General features: G+C 65.7%; 15 protein-coding genes and 2 tRNA genes. 13 read left to right on the forward strand and 4 right to left on the reverse strand.

Translation table 11 applies throughout. The features are described from left to right. Window positions 1-139: 139 nt before the first annotated feature. From dnaN to OHB12_RS25075, 9 genes are all read left to right on the forward strand, one after another. Window positions 140-1315 (forward strand): DNA polymerase III subunit beta, encoded by a 1176-nt coding sequence (gene dnaN, locus OHB12_RS25035; protein WP_327111219.1) that lies wholly within the window; start codon window positions 140-142, stop codon window positions 1313-1315. A 243-nt stretch (window positions 1316-1558) separates the two neighbouring features. After that, window positions 1559-2779 (forward strand): DNA replication/repair protein RecF, encoded by a 1221-nt coding sequence (gene recF, locus OHB12_RS25040; RefSeq protein ID WP_327111221.1) that lies wholly within the window; start codon window positions 1559-1561, stop codon window positions 2777-2779. A 441-nt stretch (window positions 2780-3220) separates the two neighbouring features. Continuing rightward, window positions 3221-3781, forward strand: coding sequence for a DUF721 family protein (locus OHB12_RS25045; RefSeq protein ID WP_327111224.1), 561 nt, complete (start codon window positions 3221-3223; stop codon window positions 3779-3781). A 133-nt stretch (window positions 3782-3914) separates the two neighbouring features. Continuing rightward, a complete protein-coding gene (locus OHB12_RS25050) occupies window positions 3915-4823 on the forward strand; it encodes an alpha/beta fold hydrolase (protein ID WP_327111226.1) in 909 nt (302 codons plus the stop codon). A 311-nt stretch (window positions 4824-5134) separates the two neighbouring features. Beyond that, window positions 5135-7180: a DNA topoisomerase (ATP-hydrolyzing) subunit B gene (gyrB, locus tag OHB12_RS25055; RefSeq protein ID WP_327111228.1), complete on the forward strand. Its 2046-nt coding sequence runs from the start codon at window positions 5135-5137 to the stop codon at window positions 7178-7180. Between the two features lie 58 nt (window positions 7181-7238). Further along, window positions 7239-9758 carry a DNA gyrase subunit A gene (gyrA, locus tag OHB12_RS25060; RefSeq protein ID WP_327111230.1) on the forward strand — a complete coding sequence of 840 codons (2520 nt, stop codon included), beginning with the start codon at window positions 7239-7241 and terminating at the stop codon, window positions 9756-9758. 39 nt (window positions 9759-9797) lie between these two features. Further along, entirely contained in the window at window positions 9798-10955 is a 1158-nt protein-coding gene (locus tag OHB12_RS25065) for a DUF3566 domain-containing protein (protein ID WP_327111232.1), read from the forward strand. Between the two features lie 187 nt (window positions 10956-11142). Next, window positions 11143-11216 (forward strand) — tRNA-Ile (locus OHB12_RS25070). Window positions 11217-11279: 63 nt separating this feature from the next. Continuing rightward, window positions 11280-11352: transfer RNA gene (locus OHB12_RS25075), tRNA-Ala, on the forward strand. Window positions 11353-11587: 235 nt separating this feature from the next. Here OHB12_RS25075 and OHB12_RS25080 read toward each other — a convergent pair. From OHB12_RS25080 to OHB12_RS25095, 4 genes are all read right to left on the reverse strand, one after another. Continuing rightward, entirely contained in the window at window positions 11588-12640 is a 1053-nt protein-coding gene (locus OHB12_RS25080) for a medium chain dehydrogenase/reductase family protein (protein ID WP_327111234.1), read from the reverse strand. Between the two features lie 235 nt (window positions 12641-12875). Further along, entirely contained in the window at window positions 12876-13463 is a 588-nt protein-coding gene (locus OHB12_RS25085) for a TetR/AcrR family transcriptional regulator (RefSeq protein WP_327111236.1), read from the reverse strand. Window positions 13464-13710: 247 nt separating this feature from the next. Beyond that, window positions 13711-14901: a hypothetical protein gene (locus tag OHB12_RS25090; protein ID WP_327111238.1), complete on the reverse strand. Its 1191-nt coding sequence runs from the start codon at window positions 14899-14901 to the stop codon at window positions 13711-13713. 45 nt (window positions 14902-14946) lie between these two features. Beyond that, window positions 14947-15651, reverse strand: coding sequence for a YoaK family protein (locus OHB12_RS25095; RefSeq protein WP_327111240.1), 705 nt, complete (start codon window positions 15649-15651; stop codon window positions 14947-14949). A 272-nt stretch (window positions 15652-15923) separates the two neighbouring features. On the opposite strand from OHB12_RS25095, the gene OHB12_RS25100 reads away from it, so the two are divergent. The 4 genes from OHB12_RS25100 to OHB12_RS25115 all read left to right on the forward strand — a co-directional run bounded on the left by OHB12_RS25100 (window position 15924) and on the right by OHB12_RS25115 (window position 20424). Continuing rightward, window positions 15924-16853 carry an acyl-CoA dehydrogenase family protein gene (locus tag OHB12_RS25100; protein ID WP_327111242.1) on the forward strand — a complete coding sequence of 310 codons (930 nt, stop codon included), beginning with the start codon at window positions 15924-15926 and terminating at the stop codon, window positions 16851-16853. 848 nt (window positions 16854-17701) lie between these two features. After that, window positions 17702-18721 carry an ATP-binding cassette domain-containing protein gene (locus OHB12_RS25105; protein ID WP_327111244.1) on the forward strand — a complete coding sequence of 340 codons (1020 nt, stop codon included), beginning with the start codon at window positions 17702-17704 and terminating at the stop codon, window positions 18719-18721. Between the two features lie 32 nt (window positions 18722-18753). Then, window positions 18754-19566, forward strand: a complete 813-nt coding sequence (locus OHB12_RS25110; protein ID WP_442800135.1) for an ABC transporter permease — start codon at window positions 18754-18756, stop codon at window positions 19564-19566. A 330-nt stretch (window positions 19567-19896) separates the two neighbouring features. Continuing rightward, window positions 19897-20424: a peptidylprolyl isomerase gene (locus tag OHB12_RS25115; RefSeq protein WP_327111248.1), complete on the forward strand. Its 528-nt coding sequence runs from the start codon at window positions 19897-19899 to the stop codon at window positions 20422-20424. Window positions 20425-20426 lie beyond the last annotated feature (2 nt).

Below are 20426 nucleotides of genomic sequence, written 5' to 3' on the forward strand. Positions count from 1 at the left end.
CACGTCTCACACGCGGGTACGGTTTGATGTCGGTCGCCTGTGCCAGACTTCGTAGACGGCCGATCGGCAGAACCCTTTCGAGAACCGACACTGACGAGCCGACAACAGATCACGGAACCGGGAGAGGACAGATCGGGCGATGGAGCTTGCAGGCATGAAGTTTCGGGTCGCCCGAGAGGATTTCGCCGAGTCCGTCGCCTGGGTGGCGCGTAGCCTCCCGTCCCGTCCTCCCGTCCCGGTGCTCGGTGGTGTGCTGCTGGTCGCGAGCGATGACGGTCTGACCGTCTCCGGCTTCGACTACGAGGTCTCCGCGCAGATGCGGGTGGCAGCCGAGGTCGCGGGGCCCGGCGAAGTGCTCGTTTCCGGTCGCCTTCTGGCCGACATCACCAAGGCGCTGTCCAACAAGCCCGTCGACGTCGCGTTGGACGGCACCCGCGTGCTGATCACCTGTGGCAGCGCGAAGTTCTCCCTGCCCACGATGCCGGTCGAGGACTATCCCCAGCTTCCCGAAGTGCCGCAGCAGACCGGTGAACTGAGCGTGGATGTCTTCGCCGAGGCCGTCGGCCAAGTCGCCGTCGCCGCGGGCCGTGACGACACCCTCCCGATGCTCACGGGTATCCGGGTCGAGATCGACGGTCAGCAAGTCGTCCTCGCGGCCACCGACCGGTTCCGCCTCGCCGTCCGGCACATCGAATGGCGGCCCGCCCGCGCCGATATCGAGACCGCGGTACTCATTCCGGCCAAGACGCTGTCCGAGGCCGCCAAGACCCTCGGAGCGTCCGACGCCCCCGTGCAGCTGTCCCTGGGCACCGGAGCGGGATCGGACGGACTGCTCGGCATCGTGAACGCGGGCCGCAGGACGACCACCCGCCTGCTCGACGCGGAATTCCCCAAGTTCCGCCAGCTGCTCCCGAAGGAACACACTTCGATCGCCACACTCACGGTGGCCGCACTGACCGAAGCCATCAAGCGCGTCGCGCTGGTTGCCGAGCGTGGCGCCCAGGTACGACTCGAGTTCTCCGCCGAGGGCCTGCTTTTGTCCGCGGGCGGTGACGACGCGGGACGCGCAGAGGAGTGGCTGGAAGCCGATTTCCGCGGCGAATCGCTGACCATCGCCTTCAACCCCGGCTATCTCATCGACGGGCTCTCCGCGCTGCACGCGGACCGGGTCACCTTCGGCTTCACCACGCCGAGCAGGCCCGCGGTACTGCTGCCCGCCTCTGAGGAAGAGCCCGAGGCGCTCGACTCCGGCGCGTTCGCGGCGCTGGCCAGCCCGTACATCTATCTGCTGATGCCGGTCCGGCTCCCGGGCTGATCACCGGTGTGTGGTCGGGTATCGTGCGGATCCACATCATGTGATCGGGTGCGGACAATCGCCCGCACCGCTTCGAGACCGGCAGCGACCTCCTGGAATTCGGTCGCACGGCAGGTGAACGCAAAATTTATCCACAGGTATTCCACAGGGGGTCGGCGCGTGGAAAACCGGCCGACGCGGGTGCGGATGGTGTCCAGACCAGCAGAAATGACCGCTTCGCTCCAGGTAGGGGCTCGATAGCGGATGTTCATCCGGTCCATGTCGCTGCGCGACTTCCGCTCATGGGAGCATGTGGAACTCGAATTATCCCCAGGTCGCACAGTCTTCTTGGGATCGAACGGCAACGGCAAGACCAACCTGCTGGAGGCGATCGGCTACCTGGCGACGCTCGGCTCGCACCGGGTGTCCGCCGATGCCCCGTTGATACGGCTGGGCACCGAACGCGCCCGGGTCGGCGCGACGGTGGTCAACACCGGTCGCGAGCTGCGGATCGATATCGAACTGAACCAGGCAGGCGCCAATCGCGCACAAATCAATCGCTCACCGGTCCGCCGGACCCGCGAAATACTCGGCATCCTGCAGATGGTGTTGTTCGCGCCGGAGGACCTCGCGCTGGTGCGCGGCGATCCTGGGGAGCGCCGTCGCTTCATGGATGAGTTGTGCACAGCCCGGCTGCCCAGGTTGGCCGCAGTCCGCAGCGATTACGACCGTGTGCTGCGCCAGCGCTCCGCATTGTTGAAATCCGCTGGGCGGCAAGCCCGGTCGAAGGCGGATCTGAGCACCCTCGACGTGTGGGATGGGCATTTGGCTATCCACGCGTCGGTGCTGCTTGCACAGCGGCTGCGCCTAGTGCACGACCTCGCTCCGTATCTCGGGCAGTCCTACGCCTCGATCGCTCCCGAATCGCGTCCTGCCTCGATCGCCTACCGCAGCGCCGCGGTGCCGCCGGAGTTTCTTGATCCGGACAGGGAACCACGGCCGGAGGACCCGGAGGCGCTGGAGGCGATCATGTTGCGCCAACTCGCCGCGGCCAGGACCAAGGAACTCGAGCGCGGCGTGTGCCTGGTCGGCCCACATCGCGACGAGCTGGAGCTGACGCTGGGGGATGCGCCGGCGAAGGGGTTCGCTAGTCACGGCGAATCATGGTCGTTCGCGCTGGCCCTACGGCTCGGGTCGTTCGAACTACTGCGCACCACAGGAGCCGAACCCGTGCTGCTGCTCGACGACGTGTTCGCCGAACTCGACCACCGGCGCCGCACCGCACTCGCCGCTGTGGCCGCCGGGGCGGAGCAGGTGCTGATCACCGCCGCGGTGCCGAAGGACGTGCCCGCCGAACTCGCCGCAGTGCCGCTGCGGGTCGAGACCATTGGAGGGCCCGACGGCCGGATTTCGCGTATCACCGACTCGGCCCAGATCACGGAACTGCCGGAGGATTCCGTGGCCGGCGCCGAGCCTGATTCGTAGGTCCGCGCCCGTGTTTGTCCACAGTGGTTTCGGGTCGACGCTTCCCGACAGCGGAGCCGATGGTGGTGCTCGCAGCAGCTCCGCCGATAAGCGATTCGGGCGCCCGTGCCGCGTCCGGCAGCGACCGGTGCGGTCCACTAAAGTGACCCTTCGTCGGGACCACCGCCCCGCACGTGCGAACAGCCGAGTTCGATCAACCAATACCTGTGGAGAACTCAGCTCGGCCATCTCCGCTGAATCGGTGAAATCCGGTTCAGCAACAGCTGAGCGAGCGACCGTTCTCGTCCGCAAATGCCCGATATGGGCGTCGAACAGGTCGTTTTACCGCTTGTCCGCCACTGGGCAACATGCGAATTCCCTCGGTTGGCAACATACGGCAGCAGTTGGGGACAACTCGGCCAGAACTGGGGACAAACGAGTGTCCGGGAAGCGAGAGGGGCGATGAGCGATCAGCCCGGAGCCGCCGAATCCGAAGGCAAGGAACCTGAGCTGCGCGGCATCGATCTGGCGCGCCGCGCGCTGGAGGAAGCCCGCGCCGCGGCGCGGGCCAGCGGCAAGGCTGTCGGCCAGGGTCGTTCCTCACCACAGCGCAGGTTCCGTGCCGGAGCCCGCAGGCGCACCGGATGGTCCGGCGCGCGGCCGGACGATCGCGATCCCCAGCTGTTGTCCAAGCTGACGGGGTCCATCGCGAAGAGCCGTGGGTGGTCGAACAAGGTCGCCGAGGGCATGGTGTTCGGCCGCTGGTCGAGCGTCGTCGGCGAGGACATCGCCGGGCACGCCACACCGGTCACCCTGAAGGACGGTGTATTGAGCATCGCCGCCGAGTCGACCGCGTGGGCTACCCAGCTTCGCATGCTCCAGGGCCAGATCCTGGCGAAGATCAATGCCGCCGTCGGTCAGGGGGTGGTCACATCGCTGAAGATCTCCGGTCCGGCCGCGCCGAGCTGGCGCAAGGGTGACCGGCACATCAAAGGCCGCGGGCCGCGCGACACCTACGGATGAGCGCACTGGTCAATATCTGATACCCAGTGTTACGTTTACGCGACACGGGCGTTTCACGTGGAACGCCTCGGCCCGATGTCGCGCCCGGAGCCTCCGGCGTCGGATCGAAAGCGTCCGGGCAGAAGGGGTTTCGATGGCAACCACCACCGGCGGTCCGTTTCCCGCGTCCGCGACGCGCACCGTTCGCCGCGGCGCGGTCGAACTCGCCGTGTACGAATGCGGCGAACCCGCGGCGCAGCCGGTCCTGCTGGTCCACGGCTGGCCCGATACCCATCTGCTGTGGAACCGTGTCGCCGCGCTGCTCGCGGGCCGTCTTCGTGTGATCGCCTTCGACAACCGCGGGGCGGGCGATAGCTCGGTGCCCGCGGGTGTCGCCGCCTACCGCGTCGAGGAGCTCGCGGCCGACGTCCGCGCGGTGATCGAGGCTGTCGCGCCGGGCGAGCGGGTACACGTCCTCGGCCACGACTGGGGTTCGGTGATCGGCTGGGAGTTGGTCTCCGCCCCGGACGCCGCGTCCGCGATCGCGTCGTTCACCTCGGTGTCCGGTCCCAATCTCGACTTCCTCGGCGCCTACCTGCGCGGCCCCTTCTCCCCGGTATGGCTACGTGGCGCATTGTCCCAAGCGATCGCCTCGGCTTACACCGTCGCCTTCCAGATTCCCGGCCTGCCGAATCCGGCGCTGCGAGTGCTGTCCAACCGCTGGCCGCGCTTCCTCGCCCTATTCGACGGCCTGAACCCCGAACTGGTGGTGACGGCCCCTACGCTGCGCGCCGACATGATCAACAACCTGAAGCTCTATCGCGCAAACATCCGGACCCACCTGCGTAATCCCCGGCCGCGCCGGATCGACGTGCCCGTGCAGGTGATCGTCTCGACTGGCGACCGCGCGGTGCGGCCGGTGGTGAATGCCGCGGCCGACCGGTGGGTGGCGAACCTGACCCGGTCCGAGATCCCGGCGCGGCACTGGTCGCCGATCTCACATCCGGCCGACCTGGCTCGCCGCACTGCCGCCTTCGTCGACCGGATCGGCGCCGACCGCTGAACCGCCGGTCCGAAGCAGCTAACGCGCAACGCATCTCTCAGCCGACGCCTGGTGGATGAAAACCGCCGGAAGGCGGAACCGAGTCGTGGTAATCCGATTTCTCGCATCCACGGAGCTGTCAGGGGTGTCGGAGGTGCATTGTAAGTTGGGTGTACCAGTAGGATGGTGACGTAACTAGCGGCGATACCTTCGGCGCGTTCGGCACAGCCCGTGTGGACCCCGTAATTCTCGAGCAGACATGACCAGGGCCCCACGTGTGCTGTCCAAGCGTCACACACCGAGGATCAGCAAGTAAGGAGAGCTACCGACCAGTGGCTGCCAACGACTCCAACGCATCGGGTTCGACCAGGGCAACCGGGAAGCAGGACTACGGTGCCTCCTCCATTACGGTTCTCGAGGGGCTCGAGGCGGTCCGCAAACGTCCGGGTATGTACATCGGCTCCACCGGTGAGCGCGGCCTGCATCACCTGATCTGGGAGGTCGTCGACAACTCCGTCGACGAGGCGATGGCCGGGTACGCAACGAAGGTCGAGGTCACCCTGCTGGCTGACGGCGGTGTCGAGGTGGTCGATGACGGCCGAGGCATCCCGGTGGCGATGCATGCTCAGGGCGTCCCCACCATCGAGGTCGTCATGACCCAGCTGCACGCAGGCGGCAAGTTCGACTCGGACTCGTACGCGGTGTCCGGTGGTCTGCACGGCGTCGGTATCTCCGTGGTCAACGCGCTGTCGAGCCGCTTGGAGGCGGAGATCGACCGCGACGGCTACCACTGGAGCCAGACCTACAAGGACTCCACCCCAGGCAAGCTGACCCAGGGCGAGCCCACCAAGAAGACCGGCACCACCATTCGCTTCTGGGCGGACCCGGAGATCTTCGAGACCACCACGTACAACTTCGAGACCGTGGCCCGCAGGCTCCAGGAGATGGCTTTCCTGAACAAGGGCTTGACCATCAAGCTCACCGACGAACGTGTCAGCGACAACGACGTCACCGACGAAGTGGTCAGCGAGACCGCCGAAGCGCCCAAGCACGCGGAAGAGAACGCCGCGCCCGTCGAGCACAAGGTGAAGACGCGGACCTACCACTACCCGGGCGGTCTGGAGGACTTCGTCCGCCACATCAACCGGACCAAGCAGCCGATCCACAACTCGGTCGTCGGGTTCACCGGCAAGGGCACCGGCCATGAGCTCGAGGTCGCTATGCAGTGGAACTCGGGCTACTCCGAGTCGGTACACACCTTCGCCAACACAATCAACACCCACGAGGGCGGCACCCACGAGGAAGGCTTTCGCGCGGCGCTGACCACGGTGGTCAACAAGTACGCGAAAGACAAGAAGCTCATCAAGGAGAAGGACGGCAACCTCACCGGCGACGATATCCGGGAGGGCTTGGCCGCCATCGTGAGCGTCAAGGTGGGCGAGCCGCAGTTCGAGGGCCAGACCAAGACCAAGCTCGGCAACACCGAAGTGAAGTCGTTCGTGCAGCGCACCTGCAACGAGCACCTCACGCACTGGTTCGAAGCCAACCCTGCCGACGCGAAGACCATCGTGAACAAGGCGGTGTCCTCGGCCCAAGCCCGTGTCGCCGCGCGTAAGGCACGAGAGCTGGTGCGCCGCAAGTCCGCCACCGACCTGGGGGGTCTGCCCGGCAAGCTGGCCGACTGCCGATCGAAGGACCCGAGCAAGTCCGAGATCTACATCGTCGAGGGTGACTCCGCCGGTGGCTCGGCCAAGTCCGGCCGCGACTCGATGTACCAGGCGATCCTGCCGCTACGCGGCAAGATCATCAACGTCGAGAAGGCGCGTATCGACCGGGTGCTCAAGAACAACGAGGTCCAGTCGATCATCACCGCGTTCGGCACCGGCATCCACGACGAGTTCGACATCGCCAAGCTGCGCTACCACAAGATCGTGCTGATGGCCGACGCCGACGTCGACGGCCAGCACATCTCGACGCTGCTGCTCACGCTGTTGTTCCGGTTCATGCGCCCACTGGTCGAGCACGGGCACGTATACCTGGCGCAGCCACCGCTGTACAAGCTCAAGTGGCAGCGCAGCGAGCCGGAGTTCGCCTACTCCGACCGCGAGCGCGACGGTCTGCTGGAGGCGGGTCTCGCAGCAGGCAAGAAGATCAACAAAGACGATGGTGTGCAGCGCTACAAGGGTCTCGGCGAGATGAACGCCAAAGAGCTGTGGGAGACCACCATGGACCCCGCGGTGCGGGTGCTTCGTCAGGTGACGCTCGACGACGCGGCCGCGGCCGATGAGTTGTTCTCTGTTCTGATGGGCGAGGACGTCGAGGCGCGTCGCAGCTTTATCACCCGCAATGCCAAGGATGTTCGCTTCCTCGACGTATAGCCGGCGTGAGTTCCGCTGCTGCACAGCCCCTCCACGCCAGGCCCTGTAAGGAGACCGCATGACCGAGACCACGCTGCCCCCGAACGGCGGTGCAGGCGACCGTATCGAACCGGTCGACATCCAGAACGAAATGCAGAGCAGCTACATCGATTACGCGATGAGCGTAATCGTGGGCCGCGCGCTGCCCGATGTGCGCGACGGCCTCAAGCCGGTGCACCGTCGCGTGCTCTACGCGATGTACGACAACGGCTATCGCCCGGATCGCGGCTATGTGAAGTCTGCCCGCCCGGTCGCCGAGACCATGGGCAACTATCACCCGCACGGTGACGCGTCGATCTACGACACCTTGGTCCGCATGGCCCAGCCGTGGTCGCTGCGTTATCCGCTCGTCGACGGCCAGGGCAACTTCGGTTCCCGCGGCAACGACGGCGCTGCCGCGATGCGGTACACAGAGTGCCGTCTTACCCCGCTCGCGATGGAGCTGCTGCGCGAGATCGACCACGAGACGGTCGATTTCACGCCGAACTACGACGGTCGTTCCCAGGAGCCGACGGTGCTCCCGAGCAGGGTGCCGAACCTGCTGATGAACGGCAGCAATGGCATCGCGGTCGGCATGGCGACGAACATCCCGCCGCACAACCTCAACGAGCTCGCCGAGGCGATCTACTGGGCGCTGGACAACCACGACGCCGACGAGGAAGCAACGCTGGCGGCGTGCATGGAGCGCGTCAAGGGGCCGGACTTCCCGACGCACGGCCTGATTGTCGGCAACCAGGGCATCCACGACGCCTACACCACCGGACGCGGCTCGATCCGGATGCGCGGCGTCGTCGAGATCGAAGAGGACAACCGGGGTCGCACGACCATCGTCATCACCGAGCTCCCGTACCAAGTCAACACCGACAACTTCATCAACTCGATCGCCGAGCAGGTGAAGGACGGCAAGATCGCCGGCATCTCCGACATTCACGACGAGTCCTCGGACCGCGCAGGCATGCGGATCGTCGTGACCGTCAAGCGCGACGCCGTTGCCAAGGTGGTGCTGAACAACCTCTACAAGCACACCCAGCTGCAGACCAGCTTCGGCGCGAACATGCTGTCGATCGTCGACGGGGTGCCGCGGACGCTGCGCCTGGATCAGATGATCCGGCTCTACGTCGGGCACCAGTTGGAAGTCATCGTCCGGCGGACCCGCTACCTGTTGCGCAAGGCGGAGGAGCGAGCCCACATCCTGCGTGGCCTGGTCAAGGCGCTCGACGCGCTCGACGAGGTCATCGCATTGATCCGGCGCTCGGCCAACACCGACACCGCCCGGACCGGACTGATGGACCTGCTGGATATTGATGAGATCCAGGCCACCGCGATCCTCGACATGCAGTTGCGTCGGCTCTCCGCCTTGGAGCGGCAGAAGATCGTCGACGAATTGGTCAAAATCGAGGCCGAGATCGCCGATTTGAAGGACATTCTCGAGAAGCCGGAGCGTCAGCGCGCCATCGTCCACGACGAGCTGGCCGAGATCGTCGAGAAGTACGGCGACGATCGGCGGACCCGCATCATCGCGGCCGACGGCGACGTGGCAGACGAGGACCTGATCGCCCGCGAGGACGTGGTCGTCACCATCACTGAGACCGGCTACGCCAAGCGCACCAAGACCGACCTCTACCGCAGCCAGAAGCGCGGCGGCAAGGGTGTGCAGGGCGCGGGCCTCAAGCAGGACGACATCGTCAAGCACTTCTTCGTCACCTCGACGCACGACTGGCTGCTGTTCTTCACGAACAAGGGCCGGGTCTACCGCGCCAAGGCCTACGAGCTGCCCGAGGCCAACCGGACCGCGCGTGGACAGCACGTGGCGAACCTGCTGGCCTTCCAGCCGGACGAGAAGATCGCCCAGATCATCCAGATCAAGTCGTATGATGATGCCCCATACTTGGTGCTTGCCACCAAGAACGGCCTGGTGAAGAAGTCGAAGCTGTCGGACTTCGACTCCAACCGCAGCGGCGGTATCGTCGCGGTGAATCTGCGCGACGAGGACGAACTGGTCGGTGCCGTGCTCTGTTCGTCCGACGACGATCTGCTTCTGGTGTCCGCGCTCGGCCAGTCGATCCGCTTCTCGGCCACCGACGAGGCGCTGCGCCCGATGGGACGCGCCACCTCGGGCGTGCAGGGCATGCGGTTCAATACCAGTGACGAACTGTTGTCGCTCAATGTGGTCCGCGACGGCACCTATCTGCTGGTCGCGACGTCTGGGGGCTACGCCAAGCGGACCGCGATCGAGGAGTACACGGCGCAGGGTCGCGGAGGTAAAGGCGTATTGACAATCCAGTTCGACGCGAAACGTGGCACCCTGGTCGGGGCGCTCATCGTCGATGACGAGGATGAGTTGTACGCGATCACCTCCGGGGGCGGCGTTATCCGGACGGCGGCAAAGCAGGTTCGTAAGGCTGGACGACAGACCAAGGGTGTGCGATTGATGAACCTCGCGGTTGGCGATACTTTGCTTGCGATCGCGCGCAATGCCGACGAGCCCGATCCCGATCAGGTCGCCGGCAGCGGCGACACCAGTTCTTCTGAGCAGTAACCCAACAGCGGCGGCAACGAACGGATCTAAGGATTCCCATTGACCACTCCGAATCAGCCGAATGACGAGCGGCACCAGACGAACGGTGTGACCGAAAGGATCGCACCGTCACCGATCCCGCCGCGGCCGATCCCACGGCCGGTCGCCTCGGCTGAGAACGGTCAGCCGGGCGGTCAGCAAGGTGGCGGTCAGCCCGGCGGTCACCAAGGTGGCGGCCAGCCTGGCGGTCACCAGGGCGGCGGCCAGCCAGGCGGCAATCAGCCGGGTGGCAACCAACCCAACGCCCAGCCGCACGAGATCCGTGACCAGAAGGGTGATTTCGCACCCAAGCAGGGGACGCCGGACCAGGCGCCCGGCGGCAACCGCCAAGAACAGTTCGACCAGCCGTTGCGGATCAACAACCCGGTCGAGCAGTCCGCGCCCGAGGGCGGGGACAAGTCCGCGTCCAACGGTGGCCAGTCGCCATACCAGGACGGGTGGTCGCAGCTCCCGCAGCGGGAGCCGCAGTCCAATCTGTACCGTCCGGGTCAGGCGCCGGTCACCGGGCGCCCGAACTCGGCTGCGCCGGTCGGCCTCGGTGGCGGCGCCGGCAACGCGCGCACCACCGCCGATCTGGCGGCAAAGGCTGCGCGCAAGGAAGCGGCGATGGTGAAGTCCGTCGGCATCGACGGACCCACCCGCAGTATCGCTCGCCCGGAGCTGATCAAGGACATGCCCGACCTGTCCGACATTCGCCACCCGCTGCCGCCTACCGAAAGTGCCGTTCCGCAGTCGTCGCCGCTTTCGCCACTTTCGCCCGCGGTCCCGGTCGCGGTCGCTGCGGCCGTTGCCACTGGTGAGCCGCTACGGGCCACGGTGCAGATCCGTCGCATCGACCCGTGGTCGACGCTGAAGATCTCGCTGGTGATCAGCGTGGCGATGTTCTTCGTATGGATGCTGGCGGTCGGACTGCTCTACATCGTGCTCGAAGGCATGGGCGTGTGGGAGCGGCTGAACAACACTTTCACCGACATGGTGTCGCAGGACAGCGGGTCGGTGGGTCTGATCGATGCGGGCACAGTGTTCGGCTACGCCGGCGTGATCGGTCTGATCAACGTCGTGCTGTTCACTGCGCTCGGCACCGTCGGCACGTTCATCTACAACCAGTGCTGCGACCTCGTTGGTGGAATCCAGGTGACCCTGGCCGATCCCGACTAGGTCGGCTTACCGAACGGCCGGTGCCCGCCCACACGGTGGGTCGGTACCGGCCGTTCCAGGTAGTCGGCCAATCACCCGAAGGTCGCTACCAGCTGTTTTGGCCGTTCTCGGGGGCGTCGGGTAGTCTCTGTTCTCGGTCGATGAGTTGTGTGTAAGCAATTGAGTGCATGCGACACAACACCGGTACGGGCCTATAGCTCAGGCGGTTAGAGCGCTTCGCTGATAACGAAGAGGTCGGAGGTTCAAGTCCTCCTAGGCCCACTCCCCATACTCCTGGTCATCCACCATTCAGATGGTCTGGATTCCGCGTCGTGCACGCGGTAAGGGGCCTTAGCTCAATTGGCAGAGCACTGCCTTTGCAAGGCAGGGGTTAGGGGTTCGATTCCCCTAGGCTCCACAACTCGTTTCGCTGGCAACTCCGGTTCGAATCGTCGGCCGGAGTTGCGAGCAGAGTAGCGGCCACCTTCCAGCTCCCGCGAAGGAGTCTCGGTCAGCCGCCCAGCGTGGCGAGCAGTCGCTGCGCGGTGGCGACGCTGGACTGCGGGTTCTGGCCGGTGATGGGGTTGTTCGTAGTGGGCCGTGCGATACGGCGATCATGGTGTCCTCGAATTCATGAGTATGCGGGGATCAGTTCAGAGTTCGAGGTCGGGGAGGATCACGACCTTGCCGGTGACAGTGCGGGATTCGGCCAGCTCCAGGGCTTGAGCTGCGTCCGAGAGCGGGAAGCGGGCGGCCACCTGGGCATGCAATCGGCCCTGGGCAGCTAGAACGAATACGGAGCCCAGGTCCTCCGCGACCCGTCGGCGGAACCGGGAGAGGCGGCGTTTGCCCGCCCAGATGTTGTAGAAGTGCGCGGATCGGCTGTTGGGCAGTAAATTCCACCACAGTAGTCGCGTGAACAGCTTCAGCACCGGCAGCCGGGAGTTACCCGCATGGTCCTTCGTCGAGGCGCTGCCGTAGGCGACCAGCGTGCCACCGGGTGCCAGCAGACGGAATGAATCCACGATCCCGGGACCGCCCACGTGATCGAACACCGCGTCCACCCCCTCGGGTGCCATCGCCCGAACCTGCTGCGGCACATCGCCGCGGTAGTCGACCGGGATTGCCCCGAGCGCGTCCACGGCCGTGGCATTGCGCGCCGATGCGGTGCCGATCACCCGAATTCCCGCGATGCGGGCCAGTTGGACCAGCGTCGAACCGACCCCGCCGCTCGCGCCGTGCACCAGGATCGTCTGTCCCACACCCACCCTGGCGATCCGGTGCAGCATCTGCCAGGCCGTGATCCCGTTGGCGACGAAGGTCTCCGCCTCGGCGGCGTCGAGGCCCTCCGGGACGTCCACCAGGTCGGCGGCCTCCAGCACAATGTGACTGCTCCAGCCGCCGATCTTGGTCAGCGCGGCAACGCGCCGACCAAGAAGTGTCCGGTCGACTCCGGCGCCGACGTCGACGACGGTGCCCACCAGGTCGTAACCGGGTACGAAGGGAAAAGGCGGCTGGTCGTAGTACTTTCCGCGCCGCATCTGCTGCTCGGCGAACGAGACGCCGGTGGCGTCGACTCGTACCAGAGCCTGTCCGGACCCCAGCGGCGGCAGACTACGACGGGTGATCACCAGTTCGTCCGGCTCGACCCGGCCGGGCAGGACGACCTCGACGGCAGTGGTAGGGGACGTGGCTTCTGTTGTCATCGGTGTTTCTCCTCTTTCGGGATGGGGTCGACGGTCCCCGCGTCGTCAGGGCGGCGGGCAGGACCGCTAGGGCGGTGCGCTCGGGAGCACGATCGGCGCGCATGCATATGGTGTGTGATTGATCAATCACCCGTTGGTCAAAGAATGGCCCCGGAATTGGGGCGGCGGGAAGATCTTGGCCCAGGCTATCGCCCGGTCCGCGGCGGGTGTGGGTAGGTGCGCTTGCTCATCGCGTTCACTTCCTTTCGGGCGTCTCGGGGGCCTTCGGATGGCGGATGCCCGCGGTGAGGATTCCTGCCCACCCGCCGTCGTGCCCGTCCAACTCGAGGGTGGTGATCAGATGGCACAGTTGGCCATAGGCCATGAACCGCTGTACCTGGTCGTCTTCGGCGCCCGAACGGGCCTTGGCATGCTCGGTCACTCCCCGGAGTCCCCGGCGCACCGCCTCGGCGATCTCGGGGATGTCGGCCGCCGACTGGGCGTGCACTTGCAACATCAGCAGACTCTTGTCGACGATCAACTGGGCATAAGCGCCGCCCATTTCGTGGAGAATTTGCTCCGGGTCGCCATCACCCGCCCGCGTGGCTCCCGTGGCCAGGGCTTGCTGGACCAGCTCGTAGCAGTGATCCAGTGCGGCCACGAACAGCTCCACCTTGCTCGGAAACAGTTTGAACACATACGCCGGCGAGATCCCCGCCCGCATTGCCACGGTATTGATCGGCGTCCCGTGAAACCCTGACCGAGCGAACTCGGCGATAGCCGCATCGACAACGGCTTCGCGCCGGATGTCCGATGTGGAGAGGGTGACACTCCGCTTCGTCATAGTGAGTGACTGTACAATCACTGCCTCTATACGGTCAATCCTCCTGGGCTGACACTCGGTCATCACAGTAGGGTGGGAACCATGAAACTTCTCCTCACAGTCGGTGTCGCGGTTCTGGTCCTTGTCGGAATCTCCAAGCTGCGCCGGCGCGGCGACGACATGTGGCACGAGGTCACCACCCGCTGACACGGGGCCCTTGCCGCGGTGGTGGCGTCGCTCTGCGCTGCGCCTTGTCGTCGCGGGAGGCTCAGGGGGAGACAGCCGCAGCCCGCAGTTGTGCCAACGTCCCGGCGTCGGGCCACTCACGGATCTCGTACCTGCGGGGCAACAGATCCGGGATCGGCGTCAGCCCCGCGAGATCGGCAACGGCGGGAAAAGGGACTTCGAAAAGTCGCTCCAGCTCGCCGTTTTCGTCGTTTCGACAAAACGCGACGTAGTCGGCTTCCGGGAGCAGATAGTCGACGCCCTCGCCCCAGACGGTCATTGTGTAGGGGCCGTTGTCGCCGTGGCCGTACATGACCGAAGCGACATAGGCGGGCTCGATGTCATAGGGCGTGAACTCGAAATCGCGCTCGACGATCTCGTTGAGCAACTGGGCCTGGGCGTCGTATTCGGTGACTGCCAAACCACACCGAGCGCGCTGCACCGCGGGCAGGTGGCGATGCGCGGGTGAGTGGTCGAGCGGAATAACCGCTCCCTCGCCGTCGACGGTATAGCCCTGCGGCGAGATCGGGCGGACGGCGTCGCGGTACTGCTCCTCGACCACCTCGAAGACGTCCTCCAGCTCGGCACCGCTGGGAGCGATGATCAAGGTGTCGACATCGGGCATAAAGGCGACAGCCGGCTGGGCGCTGTCGCCGGAGCCCGCGAGCCAGCCGGGGATGAGCGGCCAGGAGGCGCAGTAGCCGTCACCATCGTCGACGAATTGCAGGATGCCCGGCTCCTTGATTCCGGTGAAACCAACCATAGCTTCGAGGTTTTCGCGCGCGGCCGTGAACACCTCGTCGGCGGTGATGCCCCATCGTTCCAGCGTTGCGTAGGAGACGATCGAGCGGGCGTCGGGCATGTCGATGGCGACCATCTCGTCGACGAACGGGAAAGCGGGCCGCGCGACTGGTCGCATATCGAGCTCGGGAACGTCCATGCCGAAGCTGTTGGGCCGCAACACAGGTCGCAGTGCCGACCTCGCGGATGCCCAGTCCTGCTCCGGATCGCACGCATCCTGCATGGCGTCGAGGTGCCGGGCGATGCGGGCGTCACGCTCCTCCGCGTCGAGCCCGCGGGTCTCGCGAAAGATATTGTGCAGGTTGAGGACCAGATCACCGCTGTTTAGCGCGAACGCGTCCTCGTCGTACTCGACCTCGTTCTCGCCGCGTGCGGACAGGTGTTGCACGACGAGTGCGGCGAACGCGGCGGTTTCGTCTTCGATACTTTCCACGCGGCCACCGTAGCCGCGGACACCGACAGGCGCAGCCCGCCGGCTTCACCGCGTAAGGGGTCCGTGCCGGTCCAAGTGCAAGTAGGTGACGCCGGTGACGATCAGGCAGACAGTGGTGGCGGTGATCAGCATGGCCCAGCCCGCGACCACCATGCTCAGCAGTCCGCCGAGCAGGGCGCCGAGCGCGAAGCTCGCGTAGAGCAGGAAGTATCCGAGCCAGTCGGCGTAGTCACCGCCGCTGACGTGGCGCTCGATGCCTTGGCCCATCTTGACCAGCGTGCCGGTGACGTAGCTCAACGGCACCGAAACCTCGCCGTTCTGCACGAACGAGGTGTTGAGGGCTCCGACACCGAACGCGACGAACATGATCGGCACCAAGTCGATCCGGTCGGTGTCCGCCTGGTACAGGATGGTGTCGACAGCCGAGCCGACCGCCAGACACAATGTGGTCAGCAGGGTGGGGCCGTGCGGGTGCCCGGACCAGTAGCGCCTGCGGCACCATGACGCGACCACGACACCGGACAGGAACGACACCAGAAGTCCCGTGGCCGCGACCGCTAGGTCGGGCTCATCGTGGAAGTACCCGAGCACGGCCCGTTCGGTATTGCCCGTCATGAACGTGACGAAATAGCCAGCGGTGTGCATGAACGCTGCGGCACCGATGAGACCGGCGAGCGCGGCGAGCACCCAGGACAGCCTGGCTTCTGCGTCGAATAGTGCCTTTCGGCGATCTTCGTCTGGCTTCGGCACCGGTCAGGCTCCTTCCGCCATGGAGTGGATCACTCAGTGATACAGGCTCGCCCGGAGAATTCTCTTGCGCAGCGCCGCGGTTGCCAGCGGATCACCAGCGGCCTCCGGGTGTGTGTGGGACTGTTTTTGTCAGCCGACACACGTCACCGAGTGCCGGATCCATCCGTGGCATGGACCAACATGGACCAACGCAGCCGGATCTGGCAGGTCTCCGCCGCGCTGTGGCAGGCCGATCCAGCAGAATCGGCACGCGCACGGGCTACCGTGCTGACGTGGACTCTCTGCTCGACTTCCTGCTGACCGAGCCCGCGGCGACTGCTCCGCTCGACGATATCGCCGCGGCGTGGATGTGCCATCAGGTGGCGGCGAACCGGTTCGAGCGGCCGGTCGATGTCGCGATCGCGGCCGGATTCGGCGCCGACCGGCTCGGCTTTGCGTTCCTGTCCGGCTATCAGGAGGCGTTGCGTGCGCTGATCCCGGATCTGCCGGACGACGAGCTGGTCGCGATGTGCGCGACCGAGGAGGGCGGCGGCCATCCGTCGGCGATCCGCACGACGCTCACTGAGTGCGGCGGTGCGTGGCTGGTGAACGGTACGAAGTCGTTCGCGACCATGGGTGTGCTCGCTCAGCGACTGGTGGTGATCGCGAGCGTCGGCACGGCGTCCGATGGACGGAATCGACTGCGCGCCACCATGGTCGACGCGAAGGAAACGGGGGTGCGAGTGACGGATCAGCCCGCGCTTCCGTTCGCGCCGGAGATTTCGCACGCATTGGTGCGGCTGACCGATGTGCCGGTGCGGGTGCTGCCCGGCGACGGATACCTGGACTACCTGAAGCCGTTCCGCACGATCGAGGATATCCACGTGCTGGCCGCCACCCTCGGCTGGCTGCTGCGCGTGGCCCGTGCGTCGGGCTGGCCGCAGGCAAGTCGGCAGCGATTGCTGACCGCGATAGCCGCCGTGCGTGGGCTGGATATTGATGCGCCGAGTTCCCCGGGCGTACATATCGCGCTCGGCGGGACCTTCGAGTTGTTCGGCGAAGTGTTGGTCGAGCTGGTCCCACTGTGGGAGTCCGTGGACCCGGAGACACGGCAGCGGTGGGCGCGCGACCGCCCCTTGCTCGCGACGGCGAGCCGGGCGCGCGACCAGAGGTTGGCCGCGGCGTGGCGGTCCGTGTTGCCGGAAGCCGACCGGCCGGAATAGACCTGACCTGGTCCAGAAATGGGGAGCGGGCCTCGGCGAAGGGGGGGAGTTAGCCGAGGCCCGCGTAGGGTCGGCCCGGGGGGGAGGGGCCGACGTGAATGATGCTACTCGATGATCTGCATTTCCGCGTGCGTGGGGCCTGCCACTTTTCCAAGTTTTTTCGGGTCGGCCTACCCCCTGAACTACTGGTAGCCGGAACGGCTGAGAGACCACCTGTTCCCGCTGCTCGAGTCCGGTGGCTTGTTGTTTGCCAAAAGCTTTCACGAGCAGGCTGTTCGGCATCTTCCGCCGCGTGATCTGGTGCTGCGATCGACGTGAAAACACGCCCACCAGCCGCTGTGTGTCGCTGCCGGAATACGCTGTCTGCGCGTATACCCCGGGCCGATCGGCGCCGCGTGTCGAATAGTCCCGGCATGTCGCGACGGCGAAACTGTCGTACCCAGATGCGAACATGTGTTCGTGTCCACCAACTCGACCACTTCGACCGACCGCGCCCGCTCGGCGGGTCATAGTTCGCCTGAGCGCACCCGCCGCGAGTATCGGTCGGCGCCGAATCGGGTAGTTCGCGACACACGGACCCGGCGCGCCGGCACATCGGATCATGGAAACGGTCGCATTCCGATCCGGTGCTCCGAGCACGGCCTGAATCGGAATGGGGCCCTTTTCTTGCCACTCATGCGTCCAGTCACGCCCAACGAGCCGAACAAATCGGATGAATTTGTCGACGGGCGCAGCAATACTGACTCGGGTATCGGCCGGTCGACCGATCCAGCGAATCAGCAGGCCCTGGAAGCTTCCTGGCGCCGCACATCACCGACATCGAAAACTCACGAAACCTCAGGAGAATCATGCCCGACGCAATAGTCGCCGAGGGTCTGGTCAAACGATACGGCCAGCTGGTCGCCCTCGACGGCCTTGACCTCACAGTCCCGGAGGGGACCGTTACCGCGCTGCTCGGACCCAACGGTGCAGGTAAGACCACTACCGTCCGAGTGCTCACCACATTGTTGGTGCCGGACGCGGGTCGCGCGATTGTCACGGGAATCGACGTGCTGCGCGAGCCCCAGGCATTGCGCTCACGGATCGGGGCGTCGGGTCAATACGCCGCCGTCGACGAATATCTCACCGGTTTCGAGAATTTGGAAATGGTGGGACGTTTGTATCACATGGGCGTGCAGCGGAGTAAAGAACGCGCTCGCGAGCTGCTCGAGCGATTCCGGCTGACCGATGCCGCGGACCGGCCGGTCAAGGGCTATTCCGGCGGCATGCGACGTCGCCTCGACCTCGCGGGCGCCCTGGTCGCGAACCCGCCGGTGCTGTTCCTCGACGAGCCGACCACCGGGCTCGATCCCCGTGCGCGCCTCGATCTCTGGGATGTCATCGAGGAATTGGTCGCGGGTGGCACCACGCTGCTGCTCACTACGCAGTACATGGAGGAGGCCGACCGGCTCGCCGACTCCATCGCGGTGATCGATCACGGCAAGGTGATCGCCAAGGGCACCGCGGACGAACTCAAGACCCTGGTCGGTGGTGACCGCATCGAACTCACCGTCGACCACGCCGACAACCTCGCGACCGCCGAGGCCGCGCTGAAGAGCCTGGCCGACGGCGAGATCCACCTCGAGCCGGGGCTGCGCCGGATCACCATACCGGTCTCCGACGGATCGCAGGCGTTGGTCGAGGCGGTCGGCAAGCTGGCGGAGCACAACGTGCAGATCCACGACGTCGGCCTGCGGCGTCCTTCGCTCGACGACGTCTTCCTCACCCTCACCGGCCATGAGGCCGAGGCGCTGACCAACGGCGACGGCCCCGCCGCGACCGACAACGCGAACGACAAACTGGAAGCTACGGAAGGAACGACCCGATGACCGCGGCAGCTCCGGTCCTGGAACGACTCTCGATGGGAGAACGACTGTCGATCGTGGTCAGCGACAGTCTGACCATCGCGAAGCGCAACGTCATCAAGATCAAGCGGGTACCCGACGTCCTGATCTTCTCGACGCTCTCGCCGATCATGTTCGTGCTGCTGTTCGCCTACATCTTCGGCGCGGCCATCGACGTGCCCGGCCTCTCCGGCGGTTACCGAGAGTTCCTCATCGCCGGCATTTTCGCCCAGACCGTGGTGTTCGGCGCGAGCTTCACCGGCGCTGGCCTGGCCGAGGACATGCAGAAGGGCATTATCGACCGCTTCCGCTCGCTGCCGATGGCGTCGTCGGCGGTGCTGGTCGGCCGCACCCTGAGCGACGTGGTGATCAATGTGGTCAGCCTGACGGTGATGTCGCTGACCGGCCTGGTCGTCGGCTGGCGGATTCGCGGCTCGTTGCTGGACGCGGTGGTGGCGTACGTGCTGTTGCTGCTGTTCGCGTACGCGGTGTCCTGGATCATGGCCGTGGTTGGCCTACTGGTGCGAGCGCCGGAGGTGTTCAACAACGCCAGCTTCATGGTGGTCTTCCCGCTCACCTTCATCGCCAACACGTTCGTGCCCAGTGACAAGCTCCCCACCGTGTTGCGGGTGGTTGCGGAATGGAACCCGGTATCCGCGCTCACCCAGGCGACGCGAGAGCTGTTCGGCAACACCAGCCCGCTGGCGCCCAAGTCGGATGCCTGGTCGATGCAGCACCCGGTGGCCACCTCGTTGATCTGGGTGGTAGTGATCCTGGCGGTGTTCGTGCCGCTCGCCCTGCGTCAGTACAAGAAGACGGTCAGCCGCTGACCCGCGGCGGTATCAGCGGCCATTCTCCGCGCCGGCCTCCGTCAAGGGCGTCGGCGCGGAGCCGTTCCGGGAGTAGCCGATCCGCGGCGGCGCGGGTGCGGGTTCCGGCGGCTGGGGCCGCCGGTTGCGTACCAACCAGGCCACGCCACCCGCCAGCGCGACGGCGGCCGTGACAATGAGTCGATTACGCGAACGTGCAGAGACATGTAGGCGCCCCAAGGTCATTGGACCACTCTGGCACAGCCCGGCGATTCGCGCAGGAGGCCCAGCTCACAGCGCGGTCCCATCCGGTTTCCCGCCTGCACCGACGGTCGTGGCACGATGGGCGGCGTGACCTCACCGAATCAGACGTCCGTGGCAACGTTGCACACGAATCACGGCGATATCAAGATCTCGCTCTTCGGTAACCACGCCCCCAAGACGGTTCGCAATTTCGTCGGGCTCGCCGACGGTTCGGCAACGTACACCACCGCGAACGCCGGCGGGGGCCATACTGGCCCGTTCTACGACGGCGCCCTATTTCACCGGGTTATGGACGGCTTCATGATTCAGGGCGGCGATCCCACCGGCACCGGACGCGGCGGTCCGGGCTACGAGTTCGGTGACGAGTTCCACCCGGAACTGCGCTTCGACCGCGGCTACCTGCTGGCGATGGCCAACGCCGGACCGGGCACCAACGGCTCGCAGTTCTTCATCACGGTCGGGCCGCAGCCACACCTGAACCGTAAGCACACGATCTTCGGCGAAGTGGTCGACGAGGATTCGCGCAAGGTGGTCGACGCGATCGCGACCACCAGGACCGATCGCAACGACCGTCCGCTCGACCCTGTCGTCATCACCAGTATCACGATCGAATGAGA

The organism is Nocardia sp. NBC_01730 (assembly GCF_035920445.1).
In the GTDB taxonomy this organism is placed as follows: Bacteria; Actinomycetota; Actinomycetes; order Mycobacteriales; family Mycobacteriaceae; genus Nocardia.

What these genes read in the sequence shown, in the direction of transcription:
- OHB12_RS25045 (WP_327111224.1), top strand. Translation starts at nt 3,221, where the DNA reads ATGAGCGATCAGCCCGGAGCCGCCGAATCCGAAGGCAAGGAACCTGAG.
- dnaN (WP_327111219.1), top strand. Translation starts at nt 140, where the DNA reads ATGGAGCTTGCAGGCATGAAGTTTCGGGTCGCCCGAGAGGATTTCGCC.
- OHB12_RS25080 (WP_327111234.1), bottom strand. Translation starts at nt 12,640, where the DNA reads ATGACAACAGAAGCCACGTCCCCTACCACTGCCGTCGAGGTCGTCCTG.
- OHB12_RS25050 (WP_327111226.1), top strand. Translation starts at nt 3,915, where the DNA reads ATGGCAACCACCACCGGCGGTCCGTTTCCCGCGTCCGCGACGCGCACC.
- gyrA (WP_327111230.1), top strand. Translation starts at nt 7,239, where the DNA reads ATGACCGAGACCACGCTGCCCCCGAACGGCGGTGCAGGCGACCGTATC.
- OHB12_RS25085 (WP_327111236.1), bottom strand. Translation starts at nt 13,463, where the DNA reads ATGACGAAGCGGAGTGTCACCCTCTCCACATCGGACATCCGGCGCGAA.
- OHB12_RS25110 (WP_442800135.1), top strand. Translation starts at nt 18,754, where the DNA reads ATGGGAGAACGACTGTCGATCGTGGTCAGCGACAGTCTGACCATCGCG.
- OHB12_RS25105 (WP_327111244.1), top strand. Translation starts at nt 17,702, where the DNA reads ATGCCCGACGCAATAGTCGCCGAGGGTCTGGTCAAACGATACGGCCAG.
- recF (WP_327111221.1), top strand. Translation starts at nt 1,559, where the DNA reads ATGTTCATCCGGTCCATGTCGCTGCGCGACTTCCGCTCATGGGAGCAT.